This window comes from Frigoribacterium sp. VKM Ac-2836 (assembly GCF_013248995.1).
GTDB lineage: Bacteria > Actinomycetota > Actinomycetes > Actinomycetales > Microbacteriaceae > Frigoribacterium.
Map to the genome: position 1 here is coordinate 541,623 of NZ_JABRPK010000002.1, position 15,408 is coordinate 557,030.

Consider the following 15,408-nt stretch of genomic DNA (forward strand, 5'->3'; position numbering starts at 1 on the left):
TCACGGGCGCGCCCGATGCCCCGCGACGCCGCGGCGACCGCGGGTGGCAGCGATCGCCCGCCGGTACGCCGCCACGTGAGCCTCGCCGGCGCGGTCCCAGTCGCGGGCCGACAGGTCGGGTCGGGCGTCGTCGTCCAGTCGCGAGGCCGCGTCGAGGGCGCGCTCGACGTCGTCGGGTCCGAGGTCGTCCGAGTACTGACGCACCCAGTCGGCACCGACCTCGTCGGCCAGGCGGGCGTTGACCTCGTTGGCCGGCACGAGCACCGGTCGCCCGAGCGACAGGGCGGTCAGCACCCCGCCCGAGTTGTGCATCTCGCGATACGGCAGCACGACCAGCTCGGCCCGTCTCACGGTGTCGATGAGGCTCTCGTCGTCCAGGAACCTGAGATCGAGGCTGACCCGCGGGTCGTCCGCCGCGAGTTCCTCGAGGCCGCGCGCGAGCTCCGGCGTCGACGGTTTGCCGGCCGCGTGCAGTCGCCGGTCCTCGCCCCGCACGCCCCGAAAGGCCCGGACGAGGGCGTCGACGCCCTTGTAGCGCCGGATGAAGCCGAAGTACGACACCCGTCCCGCCTCGCGCGACGGCCAGGGCCAGCGCGAGAACCAGTCGACGTAGTGGCCGTGGGGGATGAGCGCCCCGAGGGCGTCGGGGTGCTCGGGCGTCTCGTCGTTCAGCCGCACCCAGAGCGTGGTGCGTCGCTCGATCCAGCGCAGCAGGGCGCGCTCGCGGCGCGAGATGCCGCTCGGCAATTCGAGGTTGTGCTCGGTGCGGACGATCGGGGTGCGCGTCAGTCGCAGCTTCGTCACCAGGGCCACGGTCAAGGCCTGCCGCACGAGCGCCTTCAGCGGGCTCTGCCCCGAGACGAGGATCTCGGGCCAGTGCACGTGGAACACGTCGTAGCGGCCGAGCAGCGCACCCTTCCAGTCGAAGGTGCGCACCTCGACCCCGGGGACCGCCCCGACGGCGTCCCGGAGCATCACGAGGTAGGGGTTCGTCGTCGGCCGCGGTCGGGGGAACGACTGCTGGACGACGAGCCTGCTCGAGGGCTCCGGGACGTCGCCCGTCACGGCTTGAAGACGCTCAGGTCGTCGAACGAGACCGTCTGCGGCGCGTTGGTGGCGCTGCCCGACGCGTAGGCGCCGAGGGCGACCCAGCCGGGAGCCTGCAGCCCCGCGTACGTGTCGGTGGTCGACACGGTCCAGGCCGTCGGCTCGGTCGTGCCGTCCGCCCAGACCTTCGCGCGGATCGTCGTCGTGCCCGAACCGCTGACCTCGAGACGCACGTTGAGCTTGGCGCCGGGGGTGATCGTGCCGGGCACGAGGGTCTCGCCGACCAGGTTGACCCCGGTGGTCGAGCCCTTGAACGCCGTCAGGGCGACGACCGCACGCCCGTCGGAGCGGTAGCGCAGGGTCGCGCGGTACTCCGAGTTCGTCGCCACCTTGCGGCCGGTGACGTACACGAAGGTACCGCCGCCGGTGGCTGCCTTGTCGAGGCTGACGCTGGTCCGCAGGTCGGCATCGGTCGTGCTGACGCCGGTGAGGGCCATCGACGAGTTCCACCCCGCTGCTCCCAGGAACTGCGTGCCGACACCACCGGTGACCGCGTACTGCGACGCGCTCCCCGTGCGGGTCCAGCTGCCACCTACCTCGGCGGCGCCCCAGCCACCCGTCGTCGTCCGGCCGAAGCCGTCCTGCGCGACGGTCGTCACCACAGGAGGTGCGGTGACCGTCACCGTGGAGGTGCGGGTCCCGGTGGCGCCCTTGTCGTCGGTCACCGTGAGGGTCACCGTGTACGTGCCGGCGGCCGCGAAGTCGTGCTTCGCCGTGCTGCCGGTCGCGGTGGCTCCGTCACCGAAGTCCCAAGCCCACGCGGCGACGGTCCCGTCGGTGTCGGTCGAGGCACGACCGTCGGTGGTGACCGTGAGCTTGTCGGTGGCGGTCGTGAACGACGCCGTGGGGGCCGCGTTCGGGATCGGGGCCACCGTCACGGTTCCGGTGGAGGTACCGGTGGCGCCCTTGTCGTCGGTCACCGTGAGGGTCACGGTGAACGTGCCGGCCGCGGCGTACGTGTGCGATGCCGTCGCGCCGGTGGCCGTGCCTCCGTCGCCGAAGGTCCAGGCGTAGCCGGCCAGGGTGCCGTCGGGGTCGGTCGAGGCCGACGCGTCGGTCGACACCGCCAGACCCGTCGTGGCGCTCGTGAAGGAGGCCGTCGGGGCGACGTTCGCCGGCGGGGCCGGGGCGACGGTGACCGTCCCGGTGGAGGTGCCGGTGGCGCCCTCGCCGTCGGTCACCGTGAGGGTCACGGTGTAGGTGCCGGCGGCGGCGTACGTGTGGCCGCTGGTCGCGCCGGTGGTTGCGGCCGTGCCGTCACCGAAGTCCCACCGGTACGACGCGATGCTGCCGTCGGGGTCGGTCGAGGCCCTCCCATCGACGGCGACGACCAGGTGGTCGACGGTCGAGGCGAACGAGGCGGTGGGTGCCGCGTTCACGCGGGGAGGCGTCACCGTGACGGTCGCGGTCGTGGTGCCGACGGCACCCCGGTCGTCGGTCACGGTCAGGGTCACGGTGTACGTGCCGCCTGCGGCATAGGCGTGCGTGGGCTTGATCCCCGAGGCCGTGGCGCTGCCGTCGCCGAAGTCCCAGGCGTACGAAGCGACCGATCCGTCACGGTCGGCCGAGGTGCTGCCGTCGAAGGCGGCGCCGAGTCCGGACACCGTCGAGGTGAAGGCAGCGGTCGGGGCGGCGTTCGGCTTGTTCGCGCCGAGCGCGTAGTGCTGGGCGATCGTGGTGGCGTCGAGCGGCCGGGCGTAGACGGCCGCCTCGTCGAGGCTGCCGGCCCAGTAGCCCGAACCGGAGTTCCACGAGCTGTCACCGCCGAGGCGCCAGAACCCCCGGTATCCGTCGGAGCGGGTGCTCGCGTTCGACCCGACCTGCGTGCCGTCGACGTACAGCTTCATGCCGTCGGCGCCCTGCGTGGCCACCACGTGGTGCCAGCGACCGTCGTTGTAGCTCGCCGTGCTGCTCGCGAGGTTCATCTGTCCGGTCCAGTTGCCGAACTGCAGACGGCCGTCCTGCTCCATGTAGACGTGGCGGTCGTAGTTGCCGCTGTAGCCGGTCTGCTGGTTGCCGAAGCCGATCAGCTTGCCGCCCGAGGTCGTGGTCGTGTTGAACCAGGTCTCGAGCGTGTAGTCGTTCGGGCTGTCGTACGAGGTGGTGGTCGCCACGCCGGCGTCCTGCCCGTTGAACGTCGCCGACTGGCCGCTACCGCCCACGGCGGACGTGCCGCCGGTGGCCACGCCACCGGTGACGACGCCGTTGGTGCCGACGGGCGACGAGTCGGCCGAGACGGTGGACGCGTCCCCGTCGAGGCGGAAGTACGCCTCGGGGTCGTCCTGGAACACTCGAGCGCCATAGGCGTCGGCGGGTGCCTTGGGCAGTTTGCTCGTGCGTCCCGAGGCGACCCACTGGCCGTCGACCTGCTTGGCGCTCAGGGCCGCCGGGTACACCGACACGTCGTCGATGTCACCCTGGAAGTACGGGGCGCCGTCCCAGTTGTTGTCGCCGCCGATGCGCCAGTAACCCGTGTAGTCCTGTGCTCCCGTCGTCCCGGCGTCCGTCGCGACCTTCTTGCCGTCGACGTAGAACGACTGGCCGGCCGAGCTCAGCGTGCCCACGACCTGGTGCCACTGTCCGTCGTTCAGGGCCGTCGGGCTCGTGATGATGCGGCTGGCGTTCGGGTAGACACCGAACGACACGCGTCCCCGCGGGTCCATGTAGAGGTGGCGGTCGTAGGAGTTCGACGCGCCCGTGTTCGAGCTGCCGAAGCCGACGATCTTGCCTCCGGTGGTCGAGGTCGTGCGGAACCAGGCCTCGACCGAGAAGGTCTGCGGGCCGGGAATCGCCGAGGCGGTCGACGAGAGCCCGGTGTCGGTTCCCGAGAACGTGCTCGAGCCGTCCGAGTCGGTCGCCGCCTGGCCGGTCGCTCCACGCGTCACGCCGGCCTGGGCCTTCTGGTCGTCGTAGCCGACCCAGTCGTAGACCGTCGAGCCGCTCTTCTCACCCAGGCGCCACAGCGACGTGGCGCCGTCGGCAGCGACCTGCTTCGCGTAGGGCGAGACCTTGTCGGCGGTCACCGTGACGTCGACGCCGTCACCCAGGGCCGTGTTGCCGAGCGGATCCGTGGCGCGGACACGGTAGCTGTGGGTGCTGCCGGGTGCGAGGTCCTTGTCGACGAAGCCCAGGGCCGGTCGCTTCCAGAAGGTCGAGGCCGACGTGGTCGTGTACACGGGGTTCGTCAGGTCTCCGTCGCGGTACACGGCGTAGCTCAGATTCGCGTTGTCCTTGTCCCAGTTGGACTGCCAGCTGACGCGCACCGTGCCGGACGACAGCGAGACGAGGCTCGGGGTGAAGAGCGCACCGGACGCCTCGGGGCCCGTCTTGTTCGGTGCGAGGCTCGAGACGGCGAAGCGCACGAGGCCGTTCTGCGGTTTTCCGTTGACGGACGGGAACTCCCCGCCGTAGACGACGTACGTGTCGTTCGCGGCGACGCTCCACGGGCCCTGGCTCAGGCCGGTGTAGGTGCCGGTGGCGAAGTCGGGGAACCAGTTCAAGATGCTCGGGGCAGGGGTGCCGGCGAAGTTGTAGTACCCCAGGGGGTCGTTGGTGATCGTCTGGGTCGCCGAGTCGCTGAAGGCCATCGCCCGCTGGAAGGTCCAGGGGTTGGTCTGCGGCTGGCCGCCGATGTTGCCGCAGTAGTGCGGGTGACCGGCGACGTAGACGGCGGTGCTGTTGGCCGCGACCGAGTAGGTGTCGCCGTGGCAGTCCTCGACCCAGGCGAGGTCGCCGTTCCAGGTGGACTTGAAGGCGCCCTCGAGACGACCGCCGCCACCGAAGGTGTAGCCCGAGCCGTAGAAGCCGTTGGCGGTGGCGCTGAGGCTGTAGATCGCGGCCTGACCGCCGCCGTTGCGGACCACGTCGTTGGCCTGCAGGGGAAGGTTCGCCGCCGAGGTCGAGTCGAGCATCGCGAGACCGTAGCCGGGCTGCGACGAACCGTTGACCGAGCTGAACGACCCGCCGAGCACGATCTTCGACCCGTCGGGGCTGGCCACGAGGCCGAGGACGTCACCACCGGCGACCTGCGGGGCCCACGGCAGGTTCGTACCGTTCGACGCGGTGACCGCAGCGGCCTTGCTGCGGGTGTCCTTGCCGATGCTCGAGAACACGCCGGCGATGTAGACGTTCGGCCCGACGGCGGCGATGGCGTTGACCGTGGCGTTGGTGCCGGGGTTCCAGCTCGTGACGAGGGCACCGGTGGTCGGGTCGAGAGCCGCCAGGCGGTATTTGTTCACGCCGTTCACCTTGGTGAAGGCGCCGCCGATGTAGAGGCGCTTGCCGTCGGGCGAGGCCGCAAGGGCCTTCACCTGGCCGTCGATCACGGGCGCGAACGTGGTCGACAGCACGCCGGTCGTGATGTCGTACGCGAGGAGGTAGCTGCGGGGCACTTCGTTGACACCCGCCGCGGCGCCGGCCGGACGGGCTTTGCTGAACTTGCCGGCGGCGTAGACGGTGTTGCCCACGATGACCTGCGTGAAGACCGAGCCGTCGATCTGAGGCGCCGGCAAGGCGTCGGCCGTGACGGTCGCCGGGGTCGAGGGCGACGTCGGGTCGACGGGGGCGGAGTCGGCCGCAGCGGGCTGGACTCCGACCAGGACGGACAACAGCACGGCGGACGCAGCGACGATCGCGGGTAGGCGAAGGCGCGACGAGACGGTTCTTCCCATGGGGGAGCCTCATTCGGGTCGGGTAGGCGTCACCGGCATTCGGGTACCGATGGCTTGACGACTATAAGGTCCCCCCAAGGGGGGACAATGGCCCCCGTTGTGGGTACAGGGGTATTAAGAGGTCGATCCCTCGAAGACGACGACGGGGACGTCCACGGCGTAGTCGACCGTCAATCGGAGCTCGGCCTGCCCGTCGGCGGGCACGGCGAACACGTAGACGCCGTCGGCCGTCGCCCCGGCGGCCACGCTCGCCGGGAAAGAAGAAGTCCCGGTCGAGAAGGTGTTCGCGGGTGTGCGGTCGGCGCCGTAAGCCAGGTTGACGACGACGGTCGAGAGGTCGATCGGGGCCGCGGACGAGTTGTCGATCTCGAGTTCGGCGCGAACGGCGGGCCCGGTCACCTCACCGGGCAGCGTGGCCTCGCCGTCGACCGCATCGAGGCTTTTCACCCGGACCGTCACCCCGTCCACGACGGTGGGCGACTCGTCGAGGCCGACGGGTGGTGCCTCGGGTGTGTCCGGCCCGGCTGCAGGAGGCGCTGTGTCGGTCGGGGCCGCGGTGGCGTCGTCCGAGGAGGCATCGGCCGTGGGTGAGCTCGAGTCCGGCCCCGTCCCGCCGGCTCCGGGACCATCGGCGCCCCCGCCCGAGACGGCGGGCACGATCACGAAGGCGACGATCAGCGCGAGCACGACCGCGACGGCCCCGACGATCATCACCAGGCGTTTCCGCGACCGGGCAGCGGTGGGGTCGACGGGCGTCTGGTCCTCTGACGACATGGTGGCTCCTCGGTCGGGTGGCCCGTCCCGCCGGACGCCGGCGGGGTCCAGGGCCGCTGCTAGCATGCCAGCACTCCGGGCCACCCGCACCCGACCCGTCGGTCCGGTCGCCCTCTCCCTCGTCCGAGGCGACGGCCCGCGGTCGGCCACGTGTGAGGACGGCCATGACCAGCACCACCCCGACGACGCACCCCGCCGGGACCGCGGCGGCCTCGAGACGCCTCCGCGCCTCCTCGGTCGGTGTCGCGCTCGCGCTCGGTCTCGCCGGCACGGCCGTGGCGCTCGTCGGTTCGTCGACCGTCTCGCTGTGGACCGACGAGGCCGCGACCGTGTCGGCCGCGACCCGCAGCCTGCCCGAGCTCTGGGCCCTCGTGCAGCGCATCGACGCCGTGCACGCGGCGTACTACCTGCTGATGCACGTCTGGACGGCCGTCGCGGGTACCTCGCCCACGGCGCTGCGCTTCCCGAGCGCTCTCGCGGCCGGGGCGGCCGTCGTCGGCGTACATCGTCTGCTCGTCGTGCTCGGGCGCCCGGACGCGGCCGTCGCGGGCGCGGTCGTCGCCGTCGTGTTGCCGCGCATCACCTGGATGGGGATCGAGGCTCGCTCGTTCGGCCCCAGCGCGGCCGTGGCCGTCTGGGCGACCGTCCTGCTCGTCGTCGCCCTGAACCGAGGAGGCGCGGCGCGGTGGGTCGGGTACGCCGTCCTCGTCGGGGTGGGCACCGCTCTCAACATCTACGTCGCCCTGCTGGCCGTGGCCCACGCCGTCACCGTCGTCGCCTGGCGCCGCGTGGGCCTGAGGCGTCGGCTGGCCTGGCTGGTCTCCGCGGCGGCGGGCGGTCTCGCCGCGTCACCGGTCGTGCTGCTGGCCGCGGGCCAGCAGGGTCAGCTCGGGGACAACTCCCTGGGGCTCGTGCAGATCGCTCGCGGCGTCGTCGTGAACCAGTGGTTCCTCGGGGGGACGCCGACGCGTGTCGATTCGACGGCGTCGCCCACCGAGCCGTGGGCGCTGGCGTCCCTCGCGCTGGCGCTCGTGGGGTGGCTCGCGATGGTCGTCGCGGTCGTCGCAGGGGTCCGTGGCCGACGGACCGGGCCGCTCTGGGTGCTGATCGCCGTGCTCGTCGTCCCCACCGCCGTCGTCGTGGCGTACAGCCTGCTGGTGAGCCCCCTGTACAACCCCCGGTACTTCACCTTCGCGGCGCCGGCGTGCGCGGCCCTGGTCGGGGTCGGGGTGACCGCCCTGCGGCGTCGCAGCGCTCGCGTCGTCGCCCTGGTCCTGATCGTCGCCCTGTGCGCACCGGTCTGGCTGTCCCAGCGCCAGGTCACGGGCAAGAGCGGCACCGATTGGTCGGAGGCAGCGGCTGTGGTGGAGCGGGGTGCCCGTCCCGGGGACGGGGTCTACTTCGCTCCTCTCGACGCCGATCCTCCGCGGGTCGTCGAACGGACGACGGCCAACGTCGACCTCGTCTATCCCGACGCTTTCGACGGTCTCGTCGACGTGACGCTGCGGAGCCGGCCCGTCGACCAGGACAGCCTCCGCGGCACGGCCTGGCCGCTCGACTCGCCCCGCACGCGGCTCGACGAGGTCGAGCGCCTCTGGGTCGTCGAGCCGGCCGACGAACCCACGGCCGTCGACGACGACGCCGTCCTCGAAGCGGCCGGCTTCGAGGCCGTCAGCCGGTGGTCCGGCGAGATGACCGCAGTCGAGGAGTGGCGCCGACCCTGAACGTGTCGAGCCCCTCGCGGGCGACGGGAGAGAACGCCAGGGCCAGGGCGATCACCAGCGTCGGGAAGGCGCTGTAGAAGGGCGCGAAGAAAAGGTTCCAGCTGCTCTGTGCCGCGGCGTAGAGCAGGATGCCGCTGGCCGTGCCGTCCGCGATGCGGCGGATGACGCCGACCGCCAGCACCCCGAGGACGATCGCGGCGAGGGCGAGTCCGGCGATGCCGGACTGTGCCCAGAGGTCGCCGACGACCGAGTGCAACTCGAAGTGTCCGCCGAACATGAACCGTTCGACGTAGCCGTTGTCGGGCTGGTACCCGATGCTGCTCATCCCCTCTTTCGCGATTCGGATGTCGTCTGCGGTCGGGACGACTCCGGCTCCGAATCCCCACGGGTGGTGCTCCATGAGGGCGACCGTGGCGGCGAGCTCCGGCCGCCCGCCCAGGATCAGCGAGCCCGAGACCCTGAGCTGTTCGACGCTGCGCGCCTGGGTCGCCAGGCCGAGGTAGCCGTCGAGGATCAGGGCCTGGCCGAGCTGGAAGACCACGACCCCCAGCACCCCGAGCCCGAGCAGGACGGCCGCGAAGGACGGCCGCCGATGCGGGCGCACGATCGCCAACTGGGCGAAGACGAGCAACGCCGCGAGCAGCAGCAGCCCGAAGGCCGAGCGGAAGTCGCTGAGCGCCGCGACCAGCGTCAGAACCATCAGGACGGCGAGCTCCCACCGGCGTCCGTACCGCGCGGCGAGGGCCAACGCGATGACCGTGACCGGCAGGGCGAACCCGAATTTCCACGGGTTGCTCGCGAAGAGGGGCGTCGCCGAGGAGAACCCCAGTGCCAGGCCGATGCCGAACCACAGGACGGCCCGGTCGGGTGTCAGGACCTCGGTTCCCCAGAGGAAGAGGCCCACGCCGAAGAGGGTGCCGACCAGGATGACCGTCATCGGCACCGTGGACGACGCCGAGACGTGGTCCCCCGAGTTGGCCACGCCCAGCCAGAGGCCCAGGACGACCGCCAGGAGGCCCACCGTCATGAAGGCGACCGCCCCGCGGTGTCGTCGCAGAGAGCCCCACCACACCGGAAGCAGCAGCGCGGCCACGACGAAGCCCGCCTGCATGCCCTGGGGCAGGGTGAAGCGCATCCCGAGCACGACGAGGGCCGCGGCGGCGAGCGCCCGGGCCCAGGCGCGCGGGTCGCCCGAGGAGGCGCGGGTGCGGTGGGGACGGTCGGCCGCCGGCGCCGACGGGGCAGCTCGGAGCAGCGTCATGCGACGAACTCTAGGCGACGGTGACGGTCGCGACGACCCTCGTCCTGGTGTCCCCCACAATGCCGACACCCGAGTGGGAGCCACCTTGTTGGGGACTGACGGCCCCTTGCGGACTACGCGTGAATGTAACAAGATCACCTCTTGTCCTGACCGGGTGAGAATCCGTCCCCTCAGATCCATTCCGCGCAAGCCCCCGTCCTGGGGTCATGGCGCGGCGTTCTTCCTCTCGCACGAGCCTCCGCCCCGCGGCCCGTGGCGGGATCGCCCACACCTTCCTCTGATGAAAGCAGTGACGATGCCCAGCGCCCCCGAGCACCGCCTTTCCCCGCCCCACCGTGTCCGCACCGCCGTCGGCGCCCTGGCGACCCTCGCCGCCGTCGTGGCCGGTGTCCTCGTCCCGGTGACCAGCGCTTCGGCCGCCCCCAGCACGGTCGCCACCGACTCGTCGACCCGCGCGTCGACGACCGGATGGGGGAACGCCGACAAGGGCGGGGCCTGGTCGACCTGGTCCGGTCCGTCGAAGGCCTCCTTCACGGTCGGGTCGGGCGTCTCGACGATCTCGGACCTCGCCCCCGGTTCGACCGCGACGGCGACGCTCGCGAGCGTCTCGGTCAAGGACGTGGAGGTCGAGGGCACGATCGACCTGCCCAAGACCAAGGCCGGCTTCTACCAGGGCTGGGAGCTCCGTCGCCAGGGTGACGGCTCCGCGTACCGGGGTCGCCTCGAGTCCGGTGGCTCGGGCAAGGTCTCTCTCGCGGTGACCAAGGTGAAGAAGTCCGGCGAGAAGCTGCTCGGTCGCGTCGCGCTCCCCTCGACCGTCGTGGCGGGCTCCTCGCTCGCCATCTCGTTCCGCGCCGAGGGCACGACCACCGTGAACCTCAAGGGCAAGGCTTGGGTCGACGGTTCCGCCGAGCCGGGTTGGCAGCTGGCCGTCTCGGACTCCGCCGCCGACCGCGTCTCGCAGGGTGGCTCCGTGGGCCTCTGGCAGTACGCGAGCGCCGGCAACACCGCCCGCTCGAGCACGTCGTTCGACGATCTCGTCGTCATCGGCAGCCCGTCGGACTCGGCGCCCGCCCCAGCGCCTGCGCCTGCGCCAGCGCCTGCTCCCGCGCCTGCGCCTGCTCCCGCGCCTGCGCCTGCTCCTGCGCCGACGACCGAGCCCGCGACCGTTCCTGCCGGCTCCCGCGGTTCGCTTCCCGTCGGCTCCGCCTCCTACCCCGTGCCCTCGGGCGCGATCGTCGTCTCGCCGAGCGGTGACGACGGCGCAGCGGGCTCGCAGGCGGCTCCCCTCCGCACCCTCGCGGCGGCGGTGTCGAAGGCGAAGTCGGGCGCGACCATCGTGCTCCGCGCCGGCACCTACAACGAGAGCGTCGTCGTGCCCTTCCAGAAGAAGGTGACGATCCAGTCGTACCCGCGTGAGGCCGTGTGGCTCGACGGATCCGTTCCGGTGACGTCGTGGACGCGCTCGGGATCGGGGTGGAGCACCCCGTGGTCCGCGTTCCCGTCCTCGGTCATGGACAACGTGACCGACAACCCCCGCTTCGTCTCGCCGTCCTTCCCGCTCGCCGCGCGTCCCGACCAGGTGTTCCTCGACGGCGTCCAGCTCACCCAGGTCACGCCCGATCGGCTCGCCCCGGGCACCTTCGCGGCCGACCCGGCCTCGGGTCGCATGCTCATCGGCAGCGACCCGGCAGGTCATGCGATCCGTGTCAGCAACAAGGCGCAGGCCATCTGGGTGCAGTCGGCCGACACGACCGTCCGCGGCTTCGGCGTCAGGGGGTACGCGACGCCCTACTCGGAGCGTGGTGCGATCCGCCTCGGCAACACCGGTGCGACGGCCGAGAACCTCGTCATCCAGGACAACGCGATGATCGGGATCAACCTCGAGAACAACGGCGGCAGCCTGTCGAAGTTGACCGTCGAGCGCAGCGGTCTGCTGGGCATCGGCACGAACGCCTCGTACGACCTCTCGATCACCGACTCGGTGATCCGTCAGAACAACTGGCAGCGCTTCAAGGAGGCTCCCGTCTCGGGCGGCATCAAGATCACCCGCTCGCGGGGCGTGACGGTGTCGAACAACGACATCAGCCGCAACTACAGCTCGGGTCTGTGGCTCGACGAGTCCGTCTACGACAGCAAGGTGGTCAACAACACCGCCGAGGGCAACGAGTGGACGGGCATCCAGCTCGAACTCTCGAGCAAGGCCGTCGTCGCGGGCAACACCATCACGGGTGGCAAGGCCGGGCTGCAGATCTTCAACACCGACGACGTCCGCGTCTACAACAACTCCATCGGTGGCTTCAGCCAGTTCGGCATCAAGATCACCCAGGACGAGCGTCGGCAGGCCACCGCATCCACCGGTCAGGACCGTCGACGCCCGCTGCCCGATCCGACGATGACCTGGGTCACCGGCAAGATCAGCATCGCCAACAACGCCTTCGGCAGCGGCGGGTCGTACCAGGTCTTCGTTCTCGACGGCAAGACGAACCGCTCGGCCGACTCGATGGGCATCTCGCTCACCGGCAACGCCTTCAACCAACGACGCACCACGGCGCAGGCGACGCTCGTCGGCTGGGGGGCCGGGGACAACAAGACCGTGACCCGCCTCGACTCGGTCGCCGCCCTGTCGGCCAAGAACGCCGCGTGGCGCAACGTCGAGACGTCGGGGGTGCTCGACCTGGGTGGGATGGGCAGCCTGCTGGCCTCGTCGCTCGGCATCGCGGCCGCCCTGCCGTCCGACGTCGCGGCACTGCTCGGTCAGCCGGGCACGGCCCGCCGCATCGGCGCGTTCTGATCCACCGACGAAGCCCGGCGCCGCGAGGTGCCGGGCTTCGCCGCGTCCCGGTGCCCACGCGCCGGTCGAGGAGGCGCGGGTCGCCTCGTCCACACCGCCTACGATTGACCCGTGATCCTGGCCATCGACACCTCAGCCGGCTCCTCCGTGGCCGTCGTCGACCGCGACGGCGGAGTCCTCGCCGAGCACACGGTCGCCGACACCCGGCGTCACGCCGAGGTGATCGGCCGCCTGATCCACGACGCCCTGAGCGAGGCCGGCGTCGCGCCGTCCGAGCTCTCGGCCGTGGTCGCCGGCCGTGGCCCCGGCCCCTTCACGGGCCTGCGTGTCGGCATCGCCGCCGCCCGGGCCTTCGCCTTCGGTGCGGGGGTGCCGTGCCTGTCCGTGGGCAGTCACGACGCCGTGGCGTTCGAGCGGCTCTCGCCAGCGGCCGGGCGCTCCGTCGCCGCCTCCGGCGGAGCCGTCGACTCGCCGCTGGTCGTCGTCACCGACGCCCGACGCCGCGAGGTGGCGTACAGCTCGTGGTCGGGGCTCGACGACGACGGCCTGCCCGTGCTCGTGGCCGGCCCCGCCCTCGTGAGGCCGGCCGATCTCGACGAAGCGATCGGCGCCTCCTCGTCCTGGCCGCGCACCGACCCCGACGCGACGACGGTCTCGGCCGCCGCGCTCGGCATGCTCGCGGAGCGGCTCTTCGAACACGGCCGCCCGTTCGCCGACGCCGAGCCGCTCTACCTGCGCGAACCCGACGTCACCCCGTCCGCCGGACCGAAGCCGGTCACGCGATGAGCGTGCTGTTGCGGACGGCCACCCTCGACGACCTCGACGGCATCATGGCGATCGAGACGTCCACCTTCGCGAACGACGCCTGGTCGCGGGCGAGCATGACGCACGAGCTGACGGCACCAGGCGGGCGGTACCTGGTGGCCACGGCCGAAGGCGACGACACCACCGTCGTCGGTTACGCCGGCATGCTGGCGCCGAAGGGAGCCCCCGAGGCCGACATCCAGACCATCGCCGTGCTCGCCGGTCACCGGGGGCAGGGGCTCGGCCGGGCGATGCTGACCCAGTTGCTGACCGAGGCGCGGCAGGCCGGCGTGCGCGAGGTGTTCCTCGAGGTGAGGGCCGACAACCCGGGGGCCCAGCACCTCTACGAGACGCTCGGTTTCGAGCCGATCGCCGTCCGTGCGCGGTACTACATGCCCGACGGTGTCGACGCGGTCGTCATGCGGCTGAGCATCCCGACGGCCGTCACCGAGACCACCCCCGGCCGCGTCGAGCCGTTCGGCGACGCGCCCCTCGACGAACAGGACGTCCGCCCGTGACCGCCACCCGCGCCTCCTCGGCCGTCGCCGCCGAGCCGTCCGCCGCCGGGCCGCTCGTGCTGGGCATCGAGACCAGCTGCGACGAGACCGGCATCGGCATCGTGCGCGGCCGCACCCTGCTCGCCAACGTCATCTCGTCGTCCATGGACGAGCACGCCCGCTACGGCGGCGTCGTGCCCGAGGTCGCCGCCCGCGCACACCTCGAGGCGCTCGAACCGGCCCTCGCCGCCGCGCTCGCCGAGGCCGGCGTGACGGTGGCCGAACTCGACGCGATCGCCGTGACGAGCGGGCCGGGACTCGCCGGCGCGCTCATGGTCGGCGTCGGCGCGGCCAAGGCCCTCGCGCTCGCCACCGGCAAGCCCCTCTACGCCGTGAACCACCTCGTGGGTCACGTCGGGGCCGACGTGCTGCGCGACGACGGCAGCGACCTCGAGTTGCCGACCATCGCGCTGCTCGTCTCGGGTGGGCACACCTCGCTGCTGCACGTGCGCGACCTCGTCGACGACGTCGAGCTGCTCGGCGAGACCATCGACGACGCCGCGGGCGAGGCCTTCGACAAGGTCGCCCGCCTGCTCGGCCTGCCCTACCCCGGTGGGCCGCAGATCGACCGGGTCGCCGAGGGCGGCGACCCCAAGGCCATCCGCTTCCCGCGCGGGCTCACCCTGCCCAAAGACCTGGCGAAGCACCGGTACGACTTCTCGTTCTCCGGGCTCAAGACGGCCGTCGCCCGCTGGGTCGAGCAGCGACGCAGCGAAGGAGGCGCGGTGCCGGTCGCCGACGTCGCCGCCAGTTTCCGCGAGGCCGTCGCCGACGTCCTGCTCACGAAGGCGCTCGCGGCCTGCGCCGACCGGGGCGTGCCGCGTCTGTTGCTCGGTGGGGGAGTCGTGGCCAACGCCCGCGTCCGGCAGCTGGCCGCCGAACGGTGCGCGGCGGCCGGGGTCGAGCTGCGTGTGCCACCCCTGTCGCTCTGCACCGACAACGGCGCCATGATCGCGGCGCTGGGCGCCGAGCTGGTGTCGCGCGGACGGGTGCCCTCTCCCCTCGACTTCGGGGCCGACTCCACGCTGCCCGTGACGACGGTCCAGGCGGTCTGACACCTCGGCCGGGCGTCGGGCGACGCGTCACCCGGTCAACGGCACACCGTCGCCGATAACATGAGCGCTCGACCGACCGTGGCCGTCACCGGCCGAACCTCAGCAGAAGGACGTCCCCGATGACCGACCAGAACCCCACGCCCTACGGCCAGCCCTCGTCGCAGAACTCGCACCCGGGCCAGCAGCCGGCCTATCAGGGGCAGCAGTACGGTGGTCAGCCCGCCTACCAGGGTCAGAACGGTGCTCCCGGCCAGCGCAACACGCTCGCCCTGGTGTCGATGATCCTCGGCATCGCGGGGTTCGTGACCTCGATCTCGAGCATCGCCGCCATCATCACGGGACACATCGCCCTCAGCCAGATCAAGAAGCGTGGCGAGGAAGGCCGCGGGATGGCGCTGACCGGGCTCATCCTCGGCTACGTCGTCTTCGTCCTCTCGGTCATCGCCGTCATCGCCGCCGTGGTCATCTTCGGTGCCATCGCGAGCAACCCCGACCTCTACGACGGCAGCTACAGCTCGTAGGTCGTCCTCGCGTCGGCGAGCAGCGCCTCCCAGGGGCCGCTCATCGCGACCCTCGCTAGCATGACGGGGTCCGCACCGGACGGTGCGGGCCCTTTCGTGTCCCGAGACGCGACCGCCACCTCCGTGGCCGGTCGGGTCGAC

The 15,408-nt window shown here is 71.8% G+C and carries 10 protein-coding genes; 6 read left to right on the forward strand and 4 right to left on the reverse strand.

Features of this window, described 5'->3' with window-relative positions:
• From HRF36_RS08955 to HRF36_RS08965, 3 genes are all read right to left on the reverse strand, one after another.
• Positions 1-1,065, reverse strand: coding sequence for a glycosyltransferase (locus HRF36_RS08955; RefSeq protein ID WP_173209012.1), 1,065 nt, complete (start codon positions 1,063-1,065; stop codon positions 1-3).
• Positions 1,062-5,777: a PKD domain-containing protein gene (locus HRF36_RS08960; protein ID WP_173209014.1), complete on the reverse strand. Its 4,716-nt coding sequence runs from the start codon at positions 5,775-5,777 to the stop codon at positions 1,062-1,064. The genes HRF36_RS08955 and HRF36_RS08960 overlap by 4 nt, the downstream gene beginning before the upstream one ends.
• Before the next feature lie 114 nt (positions 5,778-5,891).
• Positions 5,892-6,551, reverse strand: a complete 660-nt coding sequence (locus HRF36_RS08965; RefSeq protein ID WP_173209015.1) for a DUF4352 domain-containing protein — start codon at positions 6,549-6,551, stop codon at positions 5,892-5,894.
• A gap of 164 nt (positions 6,552-6,715) precedes the next feature.
• Here HRF36_RS08965 and HRF36_RS08970 point away from each other — a divergent pair, with 164 nt between their 5' ends.
• Positions 6,716-8,275: a glycosyltransferase family 39 protein gene (locus tag HRF36_RS08970; RefSeq protein ID WP_173209017.1), complete on the forward strand. Its 1,560-nt coding sequence runs from the start codon at positions 6,716-6,718 to the stop codon at positions 8,273-8,275.
• Here HRF36_RS08970 and HRF36_RS08975 read toward each other — a convergent pair.
• On the reverse strand, positions 8,223-9,536 hold the full coding sequence (locus tag HRF36_RS08975; protein ID WP_173209019.1) for a hypothetical protein: 1,314 nt from the start codon (positions 9,534-9,536) through the stop codon (positions 8,223-8,225). The two genes, HRF36_RS08970 and HRF36_RS08975, sit on opposite strands and share 53 nt — an antisense overlap.
• Positions 9,537-9,831: 295 nt before the next feature.
• Here HRF36_RS08975 and HRF36_RS08980 point away from each other — a divergent pair, with 295 nt between their 5' ends.
• The 5 genes from HRF36_RS08980 to HRF36_RS09000 all read left to right on the forward strand — a co-directional run bounded on the left by HRF36_RS08980 (position 9,832) and on the right by HRF36_RS09000 (position 15,267).
• Positions 9,832-12,330 (forward strand): nitrous oxide reductase family maturation protein NosD, encoded by a 2,499-nt coding sequence (locus HRF36_RS08980; RefSeq protein ID WP_173209021.1) that lies wholly within the window; start codon positions 9,832-9,834, stop codon positions 12,328-12,330.
• Between the two features lie 111 nt (positions 12,331-12,441).
• Positions 12,442-13,116, forward strand: a complete 675-nt coding sequence (gene tsaB / locus HRF36_RS08985; protein WP_173209023.1) for a tRNA (adenosine(37)-N6)-threonylcarbamoyltransferase complex dimerization subunit type 1 TsaB — start codon at positions 12,442-12,444, stop codon at positions 13,114-13,116.
• Complete coding sequence (gene rimI, locus HRF36_RS08990; protein ID WP_173209025.1) at positions 13,113-13,652, forward strand: ribosomal protein S18-alanine N-acetyltransferase; 540 nt, start codon at positions 13,113-13,115, stop codon at positions 13,650-13,652. The genes tsaB and rimI overlap by 4 nt, the downstream gene beginning before the upstream one ends.
• Entirely contained in the window at positions 13,649-14,746 is a 1,098-nt protein-coding gene (gene tsaD / locus HRF36_RS08995; protein ID WP_371740094.1) for a tRNA (adenosine(37)-N6)-threonylcarbamoyltransferase complex transferase subunit TsaD, read from the forward strand. The genes rimI and tsaD overlap by 4 nt, the downstream gene beginning before the upstream one ends.
• A gap of 119 nt (positions 14,747-14,865) precedes the next feature.
• Entirely contained in the window at positions 14,866-15,267 is a 402-nt protein-coding gene (locus tag HRF36_RS09000) for a DUF4190 domain-containing protein (RefSeq protein ID WP_173209027.1), read from the forward strand.
• Positions 15,268-15,408 lie beyond the last annotated feature (141 nt).